Annotated in this window: 13 protein-coding genes; 4 read left to right on the top strand and 9 right to left on the bottom strand. The window is 61.3% G+C overall.

Annotated features, from left to right (window positions below):
• Positions 1 to 559: 559 nt before the first annotated feature.
• From ACS5PM_RS19780 to ACS5PM_RS19770, 3 genes are read right to left on the bottom strand one after another with little or no spacing between them, the layout of a single operon-like run.
• A complete protein-coding gene (locus tag ACS5PM_RS19780) occupies positions 560 to 1,273 on the bottom strand; it encodes a hypothetical protein (protein WP_439389401.1) in 714 nt (237 codons plus the stop codon).
• Entirely contained in the window at positions 1,266 to 2,345 is a 1,080-nt protein-coding gene (locus tag ACS5PM_RS19775) for a hypothetical protein (RefSeq protein ID WP_439389400.1), read from the bottom strand. The genes ACS5PM_RS19780 and ACS5PM_RS19775 overlap by 8 nt, the downstream gene beginning before the upstream one ends.
• A complete protein-coding gene (locus tag ACS5PM_RS19770) occupies positions 2,345 to 3,406 on the bottom strand; it encodes a PD-(D/E)XK nuclease domain-containing protein (protein WP_500684348.1) in 1,062 nt (353 codons plus the stop codon). Before ACS5PM_RS19770 ends, ACS5PM_RS19775 begins: the two co-directional genes overlap by 1 nt.
• Positions 3,407 to 4,164: 758 nt before the next feature.
• Between ACS5PM_RS19770 and ACS5PM_RS19765 the strand changes: the two genes are divergently transcribed.
• A complete protein-coding gene (locus ACS5PM_RS19765) occupies positions 4,165 to 4,539 on the top strand; it encodes a KTSC domain-containing protein (RefSeq protein WP_439389398.1) in 375 nt (124 codons plus the stop codon).
• A gap of 224 nt (positions 4,540 to 4,763) precedes the next feature.
• Here the strand turns inward: ACS5PM_RS19765 and ACS5PM_RS19760 are convergent, their stop codons facing one another.
• Positions 4,764 to 5,045 (bottom strand): hypothetical protein, encoded by a 282-nt coding sequence (locus tag ACS5PM_RS19760; protein WP_439389397.1) that lies wholly within the window; start codon positions 5,043 to 5,045, stop codon positions 4,764 to 4,766.
• Between the two features lie 108 nt (positions 5,046 to 5,153).
• On the opposite strand from ACS5PM_RS19760, the gene ACS5PM_RS19755 reads away from it, so the two are divergent.
• Complete coding sequence (locus tag ACS5PM_RS19755; RefSeq protein ID WP_439389396.1) at positions 5,154 to 5,570, top strand: thermonuclease family protein; 417 nt, start codon at positions 5,154 to 5,156, stop codon at positions 5,568 to 5,570.
• Between the two features lie 1,419 nt (positions 5,571 to 6,989).
• Here ACS5PM_RS19755 and ACS5PM_RS19750 read toward each other — a convergent pair.
• Positions 6,990 to 8,414, bottom strand: a complete 1,425-nt coding sequence (locus tag ACS5PM_RS19750) for a trypsin-like serine protease (protein WP_439389395.1) — start codon at positions 8,412 to 8,414, stop codon at positions 6,990 to 6,992.
• An 867-nt stretch (positions 8,415 to 9,281) separates the two neighbouring features.
• Between ACS5PM_RS19750 and ACS5PM_RS19745 the strand changes: the two genes are divergently transcribed.
• Together ACS5PM_RS19745 and ACS5PM_RS19740 are read left to right on the top strand one after the other, a co-directional pair.
• A complete protein-coding gene (locus ACS5PM_RS19745) occupies positions 9,282 to 11,159 on the top strand; it encodes a trypsin-like serine peptidase (protein WP_439389394.1) in 1,878 nt (625 codons plus the stop codon).
• A 315-nt stretch (positions 11,160 to 11,474) separates the two neighbouring features.
• Complete coding sequence (locus ACS5PM_RS19740; protein ID WP_439389393.1) at positions 11,475 to 12,302, top strand: hypothetical protein; 828 nt, start codon at positions 11,475 to 11,477, stop codon at positions 12,300 to 12,302.
• A gap of 376 nt (positions 12,303 to 12,678) precedes the next feature.
• Here ACS5PM_RS19740 and gpmA read toward each other — a convergent pair whose 3' ends face one another.
• The 4 genes from gpmA to ACS5PM_RS19720 are packed head-to-tail and all read right to left on the bottom strand — an operon-like array spanning position 12,679 to position 16,921.
• Positions 12,679 to 13,425: a 2,3-diphosphoglycerate-dependent phosphoglycerate mutase gene (gpmA, locus tag ACS5PM_RS19735; RefSeq protein ID WP_439389392.1), complete on the bottom strand. Its 747-nt coding sequence runs from the start codon at positions 13,423 to 13,425 to the stop codon at positions 12,679 to 12,681.
• Positions 13,422 to 14,708 (bottom strand): phosphopyruvate hydratase, encoded by a 1,287-nt coding sequence (gene eno, locus ACS5PM_RS19730; protein WP_439389742.1) that lies wholly within the window; start codon positions 14,706 to 14,708, stop codon positions 13,422 to 13,424. The genes gpmA and eno overlap by 4 nt, the downstream gene beginning before the upstream one ends.
• A gap of 19 nt (positions 14,709 to 14,727) precedes the next feature.
• A complete protein-coding gene (gene pyk, locus ACS5PM_RS19725) occupies positions 14,728 to 16,143 on the bottom strand; it encodes a pyruvate kinase (RefSeq protein ID WP_439389391.1) in 1,416 nt (471 codons plus the stop codon).
• 7 nt (positions 16,144 to 16,150) lie between these two features.
• Positions 16,151 to 16,921, bottom strand: a complete 771-nt coding sequence (locus tag ACS5PM_RS19720) for an SDR family NAD(P)-dependent oxidoreductase (RefSeq protein WP_439389390.1) — start codon at positions 16,919 to 16,921, stop codon at positions 16,151 to 16,153.
• Positions 16,922 to 16,936: the final 15 nt, after the last annotated feature.

The raw sequence follows: 16,936 nt of genomic DNA, 5'->3' as shown, positions 1-16,936 counted from the left end.
GCAATTCTGAACCTTCCGTGGGGCGAGCGCAACGTTCCGGCCTCGACTAAATCAATCGACTAGCCGCTGGGACCGGCGGCGTCGAACTCGCGACGACAGTGGCTTTCCGCGACCGGTCCGCAGCGGTTGCGGTCGATCGATCCTCGACGAGGTAGTGACGGTCAGGGCCATCTATCAGTCATCGACCAGCCCGGGCAATCGCCACGCGACTTACCGGTCCCAAAGGTACTGCTGACGTTCAACAGTAGGCGAGCGCCATTCCGAACCGTTGGGCGGTCGAACAGTTGCTGCTTCGGCCGGCAAACTCATGCGGCCGAGAACGACGCTCGGCAGGGCGATGTCAATGCCAGGTGCGCAGTGGTTGCCGACCTTGGTTCTGGCGACCGTAGTTACGCTGACTGCAAGCAGTCGTTTAGCTCGACGACCGTCACTGGCACGAGTGATGGGTGCAGGAGGTTCAGGAGCCGTAGGCGTCCCGCGGAGCAGTCCGCGGCGCCGGCGACCGCCTCCCTACGGCTCGAACTCGCAGTGCCGATCCATTACAAACAGACGTGAATGCTCATCCCTCTGTGGTCCTGCTCTCACCCCGTTCGTAGTTGGCGGCCAGGTAGCCAAGCATAAACGAGCGAACCTCATCGTCCACTGAAGGGTCGTGACCTACCAACCCATTTCGGGCAATTTCGGTAATTCCCACACCAGTGCCGAACGCATTCTCGATTCGAAGCTTATCAATCTTCGCAGCGGTTCCGAATGCCTTCACGAAGTCTTTGTGCGCGTCTTTGATCGACACCAACTCAACTTTGGCCTCCGATTCTGCCGTGAGCCGAAGTTGCGACGCCTTGATCCGAGTTACCTTCGCCGCCGGTGATGACTTCTTGAGCTCGCCGAAAACATGAAGCAGGGCTAGGTCGGCTTCTTTCACAGTCACTTGATCAAGCGCGCTCTCAAGCGCGGCTATCAGCGGACGCAGTGAGCGCGGAGGCAACCCCACTTCCAAGACGTACTGGTACGGGAGATTAATGACCATATGAAGGTCGAAGACCGTAGTTGCGTACCGAACCGTCTCAAACTCGGTCGTAAATCCAAACGGATCTGTGACTGCCTCTCTTGTCGCGATCCGCTCAATGAACTTAGACCTCAAGCGGTCACCACTTCGGTAGATCACTTCAAAGCCTCGCCCTGAATCGGCGTCAAAGGCACACTGCCGAAGCGCTGAAATCAAGGCTCGCTGCGAGCGGGCTCCATCGAAGTAGAGCCATTTCGATTTATGCATGGCTAATCCCAGGTAGCTTCTTTAAGGTCGCCCTGGCTGCGGTTTCAATTACCTTACCGAACCGCTGCTCCTCTTCTGATGAGAATCCGGTGCGCGTCTGGTTGTAGCTATGCCCCTCCAAACAACGGTAGTAGCCGCGCGGCAGGTATGTGAAATCTGTGCAGTCGTCCGGCGAGGCAAACTGCGCCTCAAATTCAAAGATGTCCGAGTCGGGAGCAGTGGCCTTAGCAGTCCAGACGATCCTGGAGATGTAGAAGCCCTTCGCACTGAGAAGCTTCAATTCATCGGATTGACCGACACCTTGACCACGGAGTGACGCTTTAGAAATATGAATCCCGGGTGATCCCTCGTCGAGGTCGTCCTCGTCGTCCTCTGCGGCAGTAGGTGGTTTTGGTTTGCTCACATAGACGTCGGACACATCGTGGAGAACATATCCCGGAAGTTCCTTGATCAAATGCGTGAAGAACGCACTCTTGACTTTCGGGTCAAGTCCCGGGGGCAGTGTGATTTCATCTAGCTCCAGCTTTTCGCCGCTTTTTTCGCTGGCCGTCTGCTTGATCGTCTCAACCCATTCGCGGACATCGTCACTGTGCGGAGCAGTGATGACGATCTCGTTGCCCTCACGCTGAAAGGAGATGATTGCAGTGCGGCTCACCACCTGACGGAAGTCACTCTTGTTGAAGTGCACCTTGGAGTACTTGATCTCGATGTCGAGTCGCGTACCCTTAGCTGCATAGACTTTGACGATCGCGCCGCCCTGCTCTAGTTCCGCCTTGAGCTCGTGGGCACTTGACTCAAATGTCGTCAGTGGAACTGCGGTCGGAATCCGCATGCTTGACATCTTTTCCCGATACGAGGGGCTGCCGAAAAGCTTCGCGAGCTTCTCGTAGTCCCGGTAATCATGATTGAGCCGAGAGAAGTGGCGGGCAAGATTCTTCCGGCTTGTTTCCTTGGAGACAAGAATGCCTCTGGACAGAAACAACTCGCGCAAGTCGGCATTCGTCACCGTCTTTTGGTTGAGAGCGTCGTAAAGCGACTTATCGCTTGCGCTGTATATGGTTCCGATGCGCATCAGCGCTCCCAGCCTATATCTACTCTGGAGAATGAGTACTTACTGATCTCGACCTCCGAAAACTCGATCGCCTCCAGCCGGGCCAATTTGTACCGGTCGAATCCCCATTCCTGGGCATAGAGAGAAATGGCTCGCTTGAAGTTACTGCGGGCGTCGAGTGCTGGCGAGTTGTGTGCTATGCGAACGCGAATTCGATGTTGCCCATCTATAATTTGATAGCCTGAGAGAATGTCCAAGAAGTACATGAACTCCTCTGCTGAGTCGCCTGGCCGGTTGTAGTAGATGACATACCCCTCTGGATACCGCTCTTCGGGCATGCCTGAAGATTCGTTGTACTTGACGACCTTGTCGTGCCGAATGATCAGGTAAGGCCCAGCAAGCGTCTCCACAGTTGCAGGCCGTTCCAGCTTGGCGCCGCTTGTCTTGTGCAGCTTAAGCTCAGGATAGAAAAACTCGTAGGCCCGCTCAGGGAATGTGCCTTCAGCGTGCAGCCGGTGGGCGTCCAAGATGACCGTACTCAGGTAGTTGATGAGTCGCGGCTCAATGATGTGGATTGACTGCCCATCCTGGATCGGGATTACATCAAGCCTGGGCGGCTTCTTCTCCTTCACGCCTTTCCTCCCCACAGGTTCTGTCAGTAGGTCGTAAAAGCTCCTGTCGTACTCTGCATCGTGGTTGTAGACGAAGAGCATCCCGCGGATTTCATGGGGCGCGTCATTGAGGATGTACCGTCCCTCCCACTCCTCGGATACACGGGCGCAGTCGATCGTCTGGGCCAATGACTTTAAAGCCGGGATGATTCGCGACGCATCGATGGTGCCTTTGGCATAGCTTTTTAGATCCGTGTTGAAGTAGACCACCTTGTTCAGGTACGGGTCCAGATACCAGAAGACGGCATCTACCGGATGTGTGTGGCTGTCCTTCTTCGGCGCGTGCGTAGCGACTTTGACGCAGTCGAAATTCTGATTGGGTAATTTCACTCGGTTCCATCGAAACCAATCAAGGATCTCGCTGGACACGTATTCAGCCATTTTGGCGATGGCCTCTGTTTCGCCTCCCACAGTTCCCTCCCTCCTCCCGATTCGTTCATAGTAACGTCACGCGGGTCCTAGCGAAAGCTCCCTCGTGATCCGAGATTCGCTGGGTGCCGGCTCAGTCACAAAGAGCGTGAAATTCTTGCGCGGGTCTGCATCATCACGCGCTCGCTCGTTGAGCCTCGACTTCTGTACAACACTTGACCGTAAGCTTGTTCTCGCTGGCAATGGGCGGCTGACCATGGGGTCGAGCGCGTCCAGGGCGGTCTGCTGAAGCGGTTCGCCGGTCTCTCCTTTTGATCGCCGACGTCTCGGCACAGTAGAGCTACACCGGTCACTCGCTCGGAAGGCACGCGAATGCCAGGTTTTGGAGACTGCTGCCGCTCACGTCGCGAACGCGAGTGACCGAGTCCAGTCTTGACGGAACGTTCGCCCGAGGCCGGGGAATGTCCGGACGTGGCCGGGACCGCCAGTTCAGCAGCATGCCGGGAAGCTGACATCCGGTGGAAGTGGGGGGTCGGCTGCGTCGGTGCACATGCGCCATGCAGGTGGCCACAGTGGTTGTCCGGAGCTTGTTGCATTGGGACCGGGCGGCCGCGGTCCGTACGAGCGCGCGGCATGCGTCGCGTGTGGGCGGGTGCAGCGTGTCGTCGAGCTAAAACCGGGAGCTCCGATTTGGGCGACCGGACCTTCAGTGAAATCCCGAAGTTCACGAATGCCGTGTCGGGATTCGACGCTCTAATCCGTTCATGCGTTTGAGGCAGGTTCTGAGGTAGCGCCCCATCATGACCCGCCTCGCCGAGGAGGCTCCGTTGAGACACGTCGTCCCTGTCTTGCTCATGTCGTTGTGCCGTCTCGCCATGGCCGAGACGGTGGAGGTCAAGTACCACGGCCCCGTTTCGCTGGAGGCGTTCGCCTGCGCTGACGTCCGTGAGGGCAGCGACGTTTCGAGGATCTGCTACGACGCGGCTGATCGGTACATGCTCATCCGGCTTCGGTCAACCTACTACCACTACTGCGAGATCGACGCTGCGACGGTGCGCGCGCTTCAAACCGCAGACTCGAAGCGGCAGTACTTCGAGGCCCACGTCCGGGGTAGCGGAAGCGATGGCCCCTTCGACTGCAGGACCCACCCGGTTCCGAAGAGGTATCGGCTGTAGACCTGGTCCTGCCTTGAGAACAAGGATTCGGCAGGGCAAGTGTGGTCCGCCAACCCCCTAGGAAGACCGGAATTCGAAGGAACACAGCGGCCGCCAGCCACTGCGCCGGGTAAGTCACCGTTAGTGGCGCAGGATCAGTCCAGCCGATCATGGCGAACGGGCTCCGCAAGATCGTCGGCCGCTCGTTGAAACAGCTGGAGTTCCTCAACTGACTCAGTGGACGGTCACGTCGGTGCGCTTGCTGGCGCGCTCGCGCCAGTGGCCGCGTCCCGCACGCACTTCTTCGTAAAGCTGGTCTTGGCGGCACCGGCAAGCTTCTTCTCAGCTGCCTTGGCTTCACAGCCAGACTGGGCCCAGGAAGCTGCAGTGGCGTTGCACTTCTTCAGAAAGCTGGTCTTGGCAGCGCCTGCCAGCTTCTTATCGGCCGCCTGAGAGTCGCAGGTGTTTTGCGCCAAAGCAGGAAGTGCAAGGAAGGCAAGGACCAGAGCAGAGACAAGCTTTCTCATGGCGGCAACTCCAAAGGGGTGGGTGAGCTGGGATTGTGAAGGCCCGCCGCGGATTTGCCTAACTGCGCGATACAGCGGGATGCTGCGAGCCTGCGACACTACGCTTCGATGGAAGCCCTGTTGCTATGCCTTGTTGTCGGCGTGACCGACGGCGACACGCTCAAAGCCCGGTGCGGCGACGCACCGATGACAACGATTCGCCTGGCCGAGATTGATGCTCCCGAGAGGCGCCAGCCGTTCGGAGAACGCAGCCGCCAACACCTCTCCGAGCTCTGTTTCCGAAAGGTGGCGGAGGTGCACCCGAAGGCCCGTGATCGGTATGGCCGCACGGTAGCTCGCGTGAGCTGCAATGGTCCTGACGCGAGCCTCGAGCAAGTTCGGGCCGGCATGGCGTGGGCATACACGCGTTATGTCACCGATCCGGCGGTGAAGGACCTTGAGGCCAACGCACGGGCAGCTTCACGTGGACTGTGGGCCGAACCAGCGCCGACAGCACCGTGGGAGTGGCGTCGTCCGACGCGTTGACTACTCTAGAGCAAGCCAACCGGCTTGCCTTGCGCAGGAAGAGATCCACATGAACGTGCTCGCCTTCGATGATGGCTAGCAGTGCACTTCTGGGGGATCAAGGCCCACTCCCACGGTCAGACCTAACTATGCCGGGAGGCATGGGTGCCGTCCCGATGCGGCTGATGAACACCCGAATCTCGCTAAGCGCGCCCGCGAGCTGTCGCTGGCTTAGATGGGCCCAGCTGACTACCGGGACGCAGACCATGGAATACACGATGGGTGACACCGATGTCGTTCTTGCCTTCGCCTCGGAATGACCATCCCAGTCTAGACCTGCCTTTGAAAGTCAGCGGCCGGTCTGCAGCGTGTCCGGGCGGTCGATCTCCGGCGCGGTAGGTACGGTCACGGCCACCTACCAGTCGGTGATTCACGCGAACGATTGCGCCGCAACGGACTGGTCTCGAAGGCAATGCTGACCTTCAACTAGCGGGCAGTGCTGTCATGAGTCGTCGGGCAATTGAGCGGCTGCTTCCCCTGGACGCCAACTCACGGACCCGACCCAATCCCGTCCTCCGAGCTTCTCCGAAGCTGCCCGACGCTTGGACCGACCTCTTTCGGGCTTCGCGCGAAGCAGCCGTTCGTGGCCACCTGGAGCCGGCCACAAGCGGCCTTTCACCGGGCGCTCGAGATTCTTCCCGCGTGGCCCGTGCGAACGGCAGGTTTTCGGCCGCCAATCTGAGCCTCGGTTTGGCTCGGCTCGGCCAGAAGCAGTCAACCGCACTTGCAGACGGAAGCGAACATGCGCCGCCGCACCCAGAACGAGGCGGCATCCAAGACCACGGCCGTTTCCACTCTGGCGGAGAAACTCTCCGCCAATCCGGCCGTGCGTACGCAAGGCGCAAGTTGGACGTGAACTCCGTCTCCCAATGCGATCCGCCACAGTTGATCTGGGGTCTACCTGAAATTGGGTGCGGGTCATTCCCTGTCGACGCGCTTAATTTCGGCGGGATCGCTCCCGGTCATTCATCGGCCCGCCCAGTAAGCTCGCTGTCCTCTGGTCGGCGGTCGCTCGAGGCTGACGCGCCTTTGGAGGGACGCGGACGGCTCTTTGCGCGCCAACTGGCGCGCGGTACCCCGACCCTGAAGAAACATGGGGCGACCTAAGCTAGTTACCGCGAAGCTGACCTTCAGCCCTTCCGCACAGGCACACCCAGCGAGGCTCCGCGGCGGGCGGCGCTCACGGCACATGCCTCGAAGAACTGAGCCTTGCACGCTAGCTCCTCAGGAGATCCGAATGAGACCATTGTGCAAGCCAGGCCAGCAGCGTCAGCAAGCCGCATGGCGCCGCGCTGCGCTAGGAACGCCACCGCCCGAGCAGACCGAGTGGTGGCTGTGAGCTGGGAAGGACAGGAAAACCCCGTCTCGCAATGTTGAAGGCTACTCCGAGTCCAAGAGCGGGTACAAAATTTCTTGGAGCGGATAATGCGGTGCAACGCAGCGACCCCACCACCGTCCACATGCAGGACCGGGCAAGCACGCGCTACCGCCGCTCGGAAGAGGATGTGGCGTGACAATGGCGTCGCCCGGGAATGTACGGTTCACATAGCCGTCGTCAAACACTGAACATGCGACGAACCGTCCATCGCTGACCTGCCCTCGCCCAAACCATCGGCGACACGTTCCGCGCGACGTCGCGTCCGGAACGCAAGCGCTATTCCCATTTTGTTCGATGTAAACCGCATCGGACAAACTGGTGGCATTGGCATTTCCATCATCAAACACGGAGAATTGAACAGGACGATGAGAATTGGTGGTACGGCAATTTCCGAACCACTTTCGGCATACACCCGATACCCCCCCAGGAATGCAAGCCTTCCCGCGCTCGTTTGGAGACGTCCGCCCCGAAAAGAATATAGCGTCAGAAGGTCCTGCCATATTGGTGTTTCCATCGTCGAAAACGAAGCACTCAATGGGATCGCCCGCTGGCCACGATCCGGGCCGCTCGCGGATCACGCGGTAAATTTCTCTAACGAAGCGCTGCGTCGAGACATAATGGCATCCAGAAATGCCTGTCACCCATGGCCAAAACGGAGGATCGGGCTGTGACAATCTGCCGCTCGATGTGCAAGTAGACTGTACGCCAGCGATCCCGACGCCAACCCCATTCGCCGTAACGACCGTGGGACCTCCGCTGTCTCCACCATGCCCCACTTGGTTGGAAGTGTTCATGTTTAACGAGTACTCCGCGTCACTGATGCTGAAGGGGTTAAATTGGCCGCTGCGGTAGGTCCCGAGGCCTGTCGCTTGGGTGTCCGGAGGTGTCGTCGCGAAAGTTGCAAATCCTCGCCCATATTGCGTGACGATGTCACTCGTCGCCAGTTTCCGGCCCTCGAATTCCAACTGCGAGTTTTCCTGCGCGTACAACGGCTGGATGTTGACGGGCCCAAAATCCCCGGACCCCAGATAGATCAAAACCATATCCGTCTCTGGCTTCGGCACGTTGATATTGAGGTCATGAACGCGTGTTGCTGCGAAAGTCGCGGGAGACCATGCCGCAGAGATCACAATTTGGGTTGCGGGCGCCAATGTACCCCGAATGGTCGCGTCTGTTGTCGCGCAGTGCCTTGCGGTAAGAACCCAATATTGATTGAGCAGAGTTCCGCTGCATCCTCCGTTGACGGTTACAAGCCCAAGGACTCGCTGAGTGTCGTTGTCGACTACCGTTCCGTTCGTTATTGGCTGGCGAATCGTACAGATGCGCCCTTGTGCCGTTTCGACGCAATTGGGCTGCGCACCGCTTGGGCGAGGCAGTAAGCACCAAATTGCGAGAGAGTAGGCGAACGCTCGGGCAAGAGGGCTCATCGAATCCAACTCCGTCGAAAATCGTGAGCGGTGTGCTAGCGAATTCCAATAGCGTCGAGTTTCATCTACTCCAAATGGACAAAATCGATCGTGCATCCTGCGTTGTTGCCAAATATGTTGACAGTCGTCCCAGACACCTTTGCTGCGAGCAGCAGCGCAAAGGTCGCCTTTGCGTTAGACTGCCTATCGGCGACGGTAGCACCCTTTCCGTTCCATATGAGCCACTTTCCGGCACAAGCACCCGGCGCAGATTGAACTCTAAAAGAGATCCTGTCCGGCATGTAGGTGGATTCGACCGCAACAACTTGAGTGCCGGTTGCCGTCCAGTCGTATGCAAGAACTGTCGGGCTCGTTGAGACAATCGACGAGGTGAGAAAACACCAAAGAAGCACTCTTCGTTGAAAGCTCATTTCCTGCTCCCGAGAATGACCCAGTTCTGCATGGATTAGACGGGGCCGAGTTCCACTTTGCACCGCATGCTTGCGCAAGGCAGTACAACTTGCATCCACAACGTTAATGAAAAGTGGACTTGTACGCGTCCCGCTCAGCGAGCAACCTTAGAAGGCTTACCTTTGCGGCACATAGAGTCGCGTTGCGACTCGGCACCCTGAATCCGGAAGGCAAGAAGAATCTTGTCGCGAGCCTGCACGCCTACACAATCCTTCGGGCCAACGTTCCCTAGCGAGGTCCGACTCCAGAACTCCGGTTGCCCTTCCGCTGGATGTCTGAACCGGCTGTCAAAGCTGCCCAAAGCGACCATCCTCAAGGTTGAGGACGTGAAGGTGTATTGAGCGTGATAGCTTCGTGCAAGGGAACGTCCTCCCAGTACCTTGAACGTCTGTGTCCCGAGTGGATAGGGAGAGTCAAATGGCGAAGGACAAAGGGTTCATTCATTGCGTGGATGAATTCGCATTCTTGCTGGGAGTGATGCTGGTCAGCGTCACTCCGTCATCCTGGGGGCAACCTGCGCCAGCGTTGCGCGCCGTAGTATCGGCAGACGCCGCGCCAGAGGCCATGTCACAGTTGTTTGCCCAACTTGGTGATGGAAAAAGAACGATCTCAGTGCCAGGGGCAGCATGGCTGCAACTGCAGTTCTCGGAGGTGCGGCTCGGCCCGGACGGTTTGCTAACGATCATCGACGCTTCAGGCGAGTCGCAGACGTTCTCGCAAACACAAATCGACGCCTGGAGTGGTTTGAGCGCGGTGTTTAACGGATCAGAACTCCGCCTTAGCCTAAGACCTGGAGAGGGCGCTGAGCAGCCTGTCTCAGCCAAGATCAAGAACATTGTCATCGGCCTGCCCGCTTCCAGCGTCAGCAGCGCTGGGGTTGTGACGCCGCAGCCACTACGCAAGTTGCTCGGTCCCGACGTCCTGCGCTTCATTCCCGACAATCTCCGCGGGCTGTGGAAGGAAGGGGAGGCGCCGCGTGTGGGCGCTGGGACCGAAGCGATATGCGGGGCGACCGATGACAGGGCTGCCTCGGCCAATCCGCGGACAGGCCGGATTATGCCAATAGGCTGCACCGGTTGGCTGATTGATGGCGGCAATCTTTTGACTGCCGGGCACTGCATTGGCCCGGACACACAGACGGTTGAATTCAACGTGCCGGCTTCGCAAGCCGATGGCACAACGGTCGCACCGCCGGTTCGCGATCAGTATCGCGTGGACGCCCAGTCGATCGTGGATCAACGCGGCGGCGTCGGAAATGATTGGGCCATGTTCCAAGTCTTGCCGAACACACAAACTCGTCTAATGCCTGCCGCCGCCCAAGGCGCCACCTTCCAGCTGTCAAATTCGGACAACCCGGCGCAAGTCCGGATCACAGGCTATGGCGTCGACGGCCCAGCCCCGAACTTCGGTGCTGGTGGACCGCGCAACGCACAGAACCAGACTCAGCAGACCCATGTCGGCGCGCTGAGCGAGAACACCGGCGGGGCCACTTCGGGTGTCCTGCGCTACGCTACCGACACGCAAGGTGGTAACTCCGGCAGCCCGGTGATTGTGGAGGGCGGCAATGTTGCGATCGGCATCCACACCAATGGGGGATGCACTCAGACTGGCGGAACCAACGCGGGAACCAGTTTTCGCAACGAGGCGCTTTGGACGACAGTCCACCCCGCGCCCACCGCTCCATACCAGGCGTTTGGCCTACAGACCGGGACGGTACTGCATCCGACAGATCCGACGTTCGAGTTCGGGGTCGCAACGAATGGCGACGTGTTTGCCATCAAGAAGAGCGGTACGCAATCGGGCACGACGGAGATTCACGTCCTGTCGGCAGCGAGTAGATACCAGCAGTTCTCACTGCAAACCCGAACGGCACTTCACCCGACAGACCAGACGTTCGAGTTCGGGGTCGCGGCGAACCGCGACGTGTTTGCCATCAAGAAGAGCGGCGCTTCGGGCACTACCGAGATCCACGTGCTGTCCGCGGCGAGCGGTTACCAGCAGTTCTCGCTGCAAACCCGAACAGCACTTCACCCGACAGACCATACGTTCGAGTTCGGGGTCGCGGCGAACCGCGACGTGTTTGCCATCAAGAAGAGCGGCGCTTCGGGCACCACCGAGATCCACGTCCTGTCCGCGGCGAGCGGTTACCAGCAGTTCTCGCTGCAAACCCGAACAGCACTTCACCCGACAGACCATACGTTCGAGTTCGGGGTCGCGGCGAACCGCGACGTGTTTGCCATTAAGAAGTCTGGCACGCAATCAGGCACCACAGAAATCCATGCCTTACGCCGATAGTGGGTGCCTCCCAATAATGAGATGCAGGCGACGGGCCACGGGCGTTCGCTCGTACTTGCAGACAGAGCGCCGTGAGCCGCCTTGACGCGAAAGATGATCGATCTCTCGGAGTGCAGCCGCGAATGACCGGTCTCGTCCAGCGCGACGGGCAACTACGCCTAGTTGAATCCGATGCGTAGGGGTCGACAGCGACACTTCAGATCGGCAGATGTCCGCCACCGCCAAACCTCGCAGCCAGTGTGCGTTGGGTTCCCGATTGGGGTGGCGCCGCGATGCGTTGCAGAGGCAGAGTCGCCGGCGGATGGAGGTGACGACATGAGCAACCTGACCTCGGTCATTCGGCAGCGCGCGTTGGATCTGTGGAATGGAGGCGCTGGTGCTGGCGAGATCTACTTCGACACCGAAGCAGAGAGGTACGGCCTGTGGGAAGTTGACGCGCCGTTGCCAATTCTTCCAGGCATTCACTATCGAATGCGATCGCCGCAAGTCTCCTGTCTGAGGCGTTCAACACCAGGGCCAGTGTTCGTTTGGGAAGGTCATGTCTCTCCATTCGACGGGCTGTGCGCACATTGGTCCATTTCGCATTTGCGGGTGGAGTTCACCGACGCAGCAAAGTGGGATCCGAGCTCCATCGCGATCAGTTTGCCAGTGCCCGCACCGATTGTGCATTTCGAGGTGCGCGACCTCCGCATTCACAGCGCCCATCACGCAGTAAAGGATCTGTCGGGAAGCTTCAACGGTGCGTGGCGGCGAATCGGAATCCAGTGGTGTTCGCGCGGATTCGAGAAGGTTGGCGGCACGATGACGCTACTGGAGAATGTGCTTGTTGGTGGCAAGCAAGAATTGTGGTGGGACAACATAGCGTTCCGATTCGAGAGCACGTGGACGACGATGCTCGTGTGTTGCGGCGTCGACCCGTTTATCAGCCCTCCAGGAGTTGAGTACGGGGTGGCGCACTTCAAAGACACGCGCCAGACCCAAGTGAATCGATTCCAGGTTGAGAACATCACCATCGCTGACGAGGCTCCGGCGGTGTTGACCCGGGAGGGGATCGCCGAAGGGTTGGAAGTGTCTGGGATTGGCGCGCCAGGACTGGGGCCGCGTCGGCGAAACGGTTCGCCGGCGGCGCTGACTAACTGGTAGTGGAGTGAGCGGGCACGGCAATGTCTGAAGGTCGCGCCGAGCGTCTGCTCTCTTGCATCACCGGTGACTGGTTCGGGTCGAGTCCACCCAGTCGCGACCGACTGCTTCCGGGCCGCCCGTCTTCAACGACTGCTCTGCGGCGGCGATCTCCGCAAGCTGTCAGTCGTGTGCCGACCCTAAGCAGTACATCGTGGAAGCTAGAAACAGCCCTTCACCTTGCGTCATAGCGAGAACGACTGCCACCAAACTGGCTCGCGCGCACGGCCTACGCCGACGGCCATAGGCGATCAAGTTCCACCAGTTAGGCCACGAGTCTCAGCCGCCGACAGCGCCACCCAGAACAACGGCCGTCGTCCAGGCTTCCCCTTCTTTCTCCTCACACGGCCTTTCCTTGATCAGCGACCGCCTGCATTGCCGCGCGGATCGTGTCCTGGTCGCCGAGATAGTAGTGACGAATCGGCCTGAGCCGTTCGTCCAGCTCGTACACAAGCGGCTGGGCCGTCGGGATGTTCAGCTCGACGATGTCATCGTCCGCAACACCGTCGAGGTGCTTGATCAGCGCGCGCAGGCTATTGCCGTGCGCCGCGATCAAGGTGCGCTGGCCGGCCATCACGGCCGGCGCGATTACTTCGTTCCAGTAGGGCACCACGCGGGCCACCGTGTCCTTCAGGCACTCGGTGTGCGGGAATTCGCCCGGAACGAGATCGACGTAGCGCGGATCGCCGGCCTCGATCCGTGGATCATCGTCCTGCAGCGCAGGCGGGGCCACGTCAAAGGCACGTCGCCAGATCTTGACCTGGGCTTCGCCGTGACGCGCGGCTGTTTCCGCCTTGTCCAGCCCCTGCAGCGCCCCGTAGTGCCGTTCATTTAGACGCCAGGAATGGTGCACGGGAATCCACGTCCGGTCCATCTCTTCCAGCACGGTCCACAGCGTCTTGATGGCACGCCGTAGCACCGACGTGAATGCGACGTCGACATCGAACCCTTCGCGCTTTAGCAACTGGCCGGCCGCGCCGGCTTCAGCCAGGCCCTGCTCGGTCAGGCCAACGTCGGTCCAGCCGGTGAAGCGGTTCTCGCGATTCCAGACCGACTCACCGTGGCGAAGCAGAACAAGCTGTCTCATGACGGGAACACCGGAAACGCATCGCGACCGGCATAGCGCGCATCCGCGCCGAGCTCCTCCGCGATCAGCAGCAGGCGGTTGTACTTCGCAACCCGGTCCGAGCGGCACAGGGATCCGGTCTTGATCTGAGTTGCGCTCGTGGCCACCGCGAGGTCGGCGATGGTCACGTCCTCGGTCTCGCCCGAGCGGTGCGACACCACCGCCGAGTAGCCGGCGCGTTCGGCCAGCGCAATGGCGGCCAGCGTCTCGGTGAGCGTGCCGATCTGGTTCGGCTTGATGAGGATCGAGTTGGCGATGCCGCCGCCGATACCGCGCTGGAAGATCGCGGTGTTGGTGACGAACAGGTCGTCGCCTACCAGTTGCACCTTGCGTCCCAGGCGCTCGCTCAGCAGCTTCCAGCCGTCCCAGTCGTCCTCGGCCAAGCCATCCTCGATGGAAAGGATCGGATACCGCGCTACCAGGCGCTCGAGATAGGCCACGAACTCGGCCGACGTGAATGCCTTGCCTTCCGAGTCCAGCACGTAGCGCCCGTCGCGGTAGAACTCCGAGCTCGCTGCGTCGAGCCCGAGCCAGATGTCCTTGCCGGCCGTGAATCCCGCCTTGTCGATCGCCGACAGGATGACGTCCAGTGCCGCCTCGTTGGAAGGCAGGTCCGGCGCGAAGCCACCTTCGTCGCCCACGGCTGTGGCGAGCGAGCGCTGCTTCAGCAACGACTTGAGCGCGTGGAACACCTCCACCCCGAAACGTAGCGCCTCCTGGAAGCTCTGCGCGCCGACGGGCAGGATCATGAACTCCTGGATGTCGACGTTGTTGTCGGCGTGGGCGCCACCGTTGAGGATGTTCATCATAGGTACTGGCAGCTGCCAGGGGCCCGACGGAGCGAGGTGGCGATAGAGCGGCCGGCCGGCCTCCGCGGCCGACGCGTGCGCCAGCGCCAGCGATACGGCGAGGATCGCGTTGGCGCCCAGCCGCGACTTGTTCGGCGTGCCGTCCAGCTCGATCATGCGGCGGTCGATCGCTGCCTGGTTGTCCGCGTCGAGCCCCACCAGCGCGCGCCGCAGTTCACCGTTGACGTGGCGGACGGCCCGCGTCACACCCTTGCCACCGTAGCGCCCCGCATCGCCATCGCGCAGTTCGACCGCTTCGCGCGCGCCGGTCGAGGCACCGGACGGCGCCGCCGCACGACCGGTGGCGCCCGATTGCAGCACGACCGTCGCGGCAACCGTCGGGTTGCCGCGCGAGTCGAGGATCTCCGTTCCGCGGATGTCCTGAATGATCGACATTGTGTTCCTTGATGTGTGGCTAGAGTTGTGCGACGTGCAGCAGGTTGGTCGTTCCAGCCATTCCGAACGGCATGCCGGCCGCGATGACGATGGCATCGCCCGCACGTCCGTAGCCTTCGGCTTGCGTCGTGCTGCGCCCGGTCGAGACCATTTCGTCGACGTTCTTCACGTCGCTGTTCAGATGGACCGTGTGCACGCCCCAGGCGAGCGCGAGTCGGCGGGCGATGTCGCGGTTCGGCGTCACGCTCAGCACCGGCGCCTTCGGTCGTTCGCGCGCTGCGCGCAGGCTCGTCCAGCCCGAGCGGGTGTAGGTCACTATCGCCGCCACGGGCAGCAATGCTGCGACTTGGCGCAACGACGCACAGATCGCGTCGGCGACCGTCGGATCGCGCGCGTCCATCGACGCGTCGAGCCCGTCGCGATAGTGCGGGTCGCGCTCGACCTCCGCGATGATGCGGTCCATCGTCGCGACCGCTTCGACCGGGTAGCGGCCCGACGCCGATTCGGCCGACAGCATCACTGCATCGGCACCGTCATACACGGCGGTGGCAACGTCAGACGCTTCGGCGCGCGTCGGTACGGGCGACTGCGTCATCGACTCGAGCATCTGTGTGGCAACGATCACCGGTGTGCCGGCACGCCGGCATTCGCGCACGATGCGCTTCTGGATGCGCGGCACCTGCTCGGCGGGCAGTTCCACGCCGAGGTCGCCGCGCGCCACCATTACCGCGTCGCAGAGCGCGACGACGGCGGCCAGCGACTCGATTGCGGCCGGCTTCTCGAGCTTGGCCAGCAAGCCCGCGCGGCCCTGCACGATGTCGCGAAGCTCCTGCATGTCCTCCGGGCGCTGCACGAACGACAGTGCGACCCAGTCGACACCGAGCGTCAATCCGAAGTCGAGATCGCGACGGTCCTTCTCGGTCAACGCCGAGATCGGCAGCAGCACGTCGGGCACGTTGACGCCCTTGCGATCCGAGAGCGCACCACCGGCGATGACCCGCGTGGCCGCGAAGCTGGGCCCGCACACCTCGACCCGGAGCCGGATTTTGCCGTCGTCGATCAACAGGTCGGTGTCTGGCTTCAGCGCGGCGAAGATCTCCGGATGCGGCAGGCTGACGCGGTGCGCGTCGCCCGGTTCGGGATCGAGGTCGAGGCGAAACTCGCCGCCCGCCTCCAGCCGGATCGGGCCGGCGGCGAAGGTGCCGACGCGCAGCTTGGGTCCTTGCAGGTCCAGCAGCACGCCGATCGGCCGCCCGGTCTCGCGCTCGACGCGTCGGATAAGGTCCAGCCGTTCCTGGTGCTGCGCGTGCGTGCCGTGGCTGAAGTTCAGCCGGAAGACGTCGGCGCCGGCGTCGAACAGCGCGCGGATGGTGGCGAGGTCGGAGCTCGCGGGGCCGAGCGTGGCGACGATCTTGGCGTGGCGGAGGCGGCGCATGCCGGCCTCACAACCCGCGTGCACCGGACGCAAGGAAGCCGCCGTCGACCGGCATCGCGATGCCGGTCACGTAGCGAGCGTCCTCCGACGTCAGGTAAACCACGGCCGACGCGATTTCGCCGCAGGTACCGTACCGGTTCATCGGGATCGCCTTCGAATACTCGGTCCTGAACTTCTCGGTGTGCAGCACCTGCGTCATCGGCGTATCGACCGGACCCGGCGCCACCGCGTTGGCGGTGATGCCGTGCTCGGCCAGTTCCACCGCCATTTGCCGTGTCAGCGCGATCACGGCACCCTTCGACGTGCCGTATGCCGTACGGCCGCTTCCGACCGCGCGCATGCCGGCGACGGATGCAATGTTGACGATGCGCCCCCACTTCTGCTTCACCATCAGGCGCGCCGCCGCTTGTGCGCACAGCAGCGTGCCGGTCACGTTGACGTTCATCGTCGCGGCGAAGTTGTCGAGCGGGAAGTCGAGGAAAGGAAAGACCTTCGCGATGCCCGCGGAGTTGACGAGGATGTCGCAGCGACCATGTTCGCGCTCGACCTGCTCGAACGCGGTGCCGATGGCCTCGGCGTTGCCGACGTCCAGCCGAAGCGCGCTGGCCCGGCCGCCGGCGGCGGTGAGTTCGCGTGCCGTCGCCTCGGCCGCGTCGACATCGAGGTCGGCAACGAGGACGATGTGGCCAAGGGCCGCCAGTCGGGTGCACACCTCGGCGCCGATGCCCTTGGCGCCGCCGGTGACGAGCGCGACGCGTGATTCGGAAGTGGTGTTCATATTGGGTCCGGACAA

Source organism: Ideonella flava, assembly GCF_051857595.1.
GTDB lineage: Bacteria > Pseudomonadota > Gammaproteobacteria > Burkholderiales > Burkholderiaceae_C > Ideonella.
This window is presented reverse-complemented; position numbering and strand designations above follow the sequence as displayed.

Excerpts from the sequence above, each read along its gene's own strand:
- ACS5PM_RS19780 (WP_439389401.1), bottom strand. The coding sequence starts at position 1,273 with ATGCATAAATCGAAATGGCTCTACTTCGATGGAGCCCGCTCGCAGCGA.
- ACS5PM_RS19775 (WP_439389400.1), bottom strand. The coding sequence starts at position 2,345 with ATGCGCATCGGAACCATATACAGCGCAAGCGATAAGTCGCTTTACGAC.
- ACS5PM_RS19765 (WP_439389398.1), top strand. The coding sequence starts at position 4,165 with ATGACCCGCCTCGCCGAGGAGGCTCCGTTGAGACACGTCGTCCCTGTC.
- ACS5PM_RS19760 (WP_439389397.1), bottom strand. The coding sequence starts at position 5,045 with ATGAGAAAGCTTGTCTCTGCTCTGGTCCTTGCCTTCCTTGCACTTCCT.
- ACS5PM_RS19755 (WP_439389396.1), top strand. The coding sequence starts at position 5,154 with ATGGAAGCCCTGTTGCTATGCCTTGTTGTCGGCGTGACCGACGGCGAC.
- ACS5PM_RS19750 (WP_439389395.1), bottom strand. The coding sequence starts at position 8,414 with ATGAGCCCTCTTGCCCGAGCGTTCGCCTACTCTCTCGCAATTTGGTGC.
- ACS5PM_RS19745 (WP_439389394.1), top strand. The coding sequence starts at position 9,282 with ATGGCGAAGGACAAAGGGTTCATTCATTGCGTGGATGAATTCGCATTC.
- ACS5PM_RS19740 (WP_439389393.1), top strand. The coding sequence starts at position 11,475 with ATGAGCAACCTGACCTCGGTCATTCGGCAGCGCGCGTTGGATCTGTGG.
- gpmA (WP_439389392.1), bottom strand. The coding sequence starts at position 13,425 with ATGAGACAGCTTGTTCTGCTTCGCCACGGTGAGTCGGTCTGGAATCGC.
- eno (WP_439389742.1), bottom strand. The coding sequence starts at position 14,708 with ATGTCGATCATTCAGGACATCCGCGGAACGGAGATCCTCGACTCGCGC.
- pyk (WP_439389391.1), bottom strand. The coding sequence starts at position 16,143 with ATGCGCCGCCTCCGCCACGCCAAGATCGTCGCCACGCTCGGCCCCGCG.
- ACS5PM_RS19720 (WP_439389390.1), bottom strand. The coding sequence starts at position 16,921 with ATGAACACCACTTCCGAATCACGCGTCGCGCTCGTCACCGGCGGCGCC.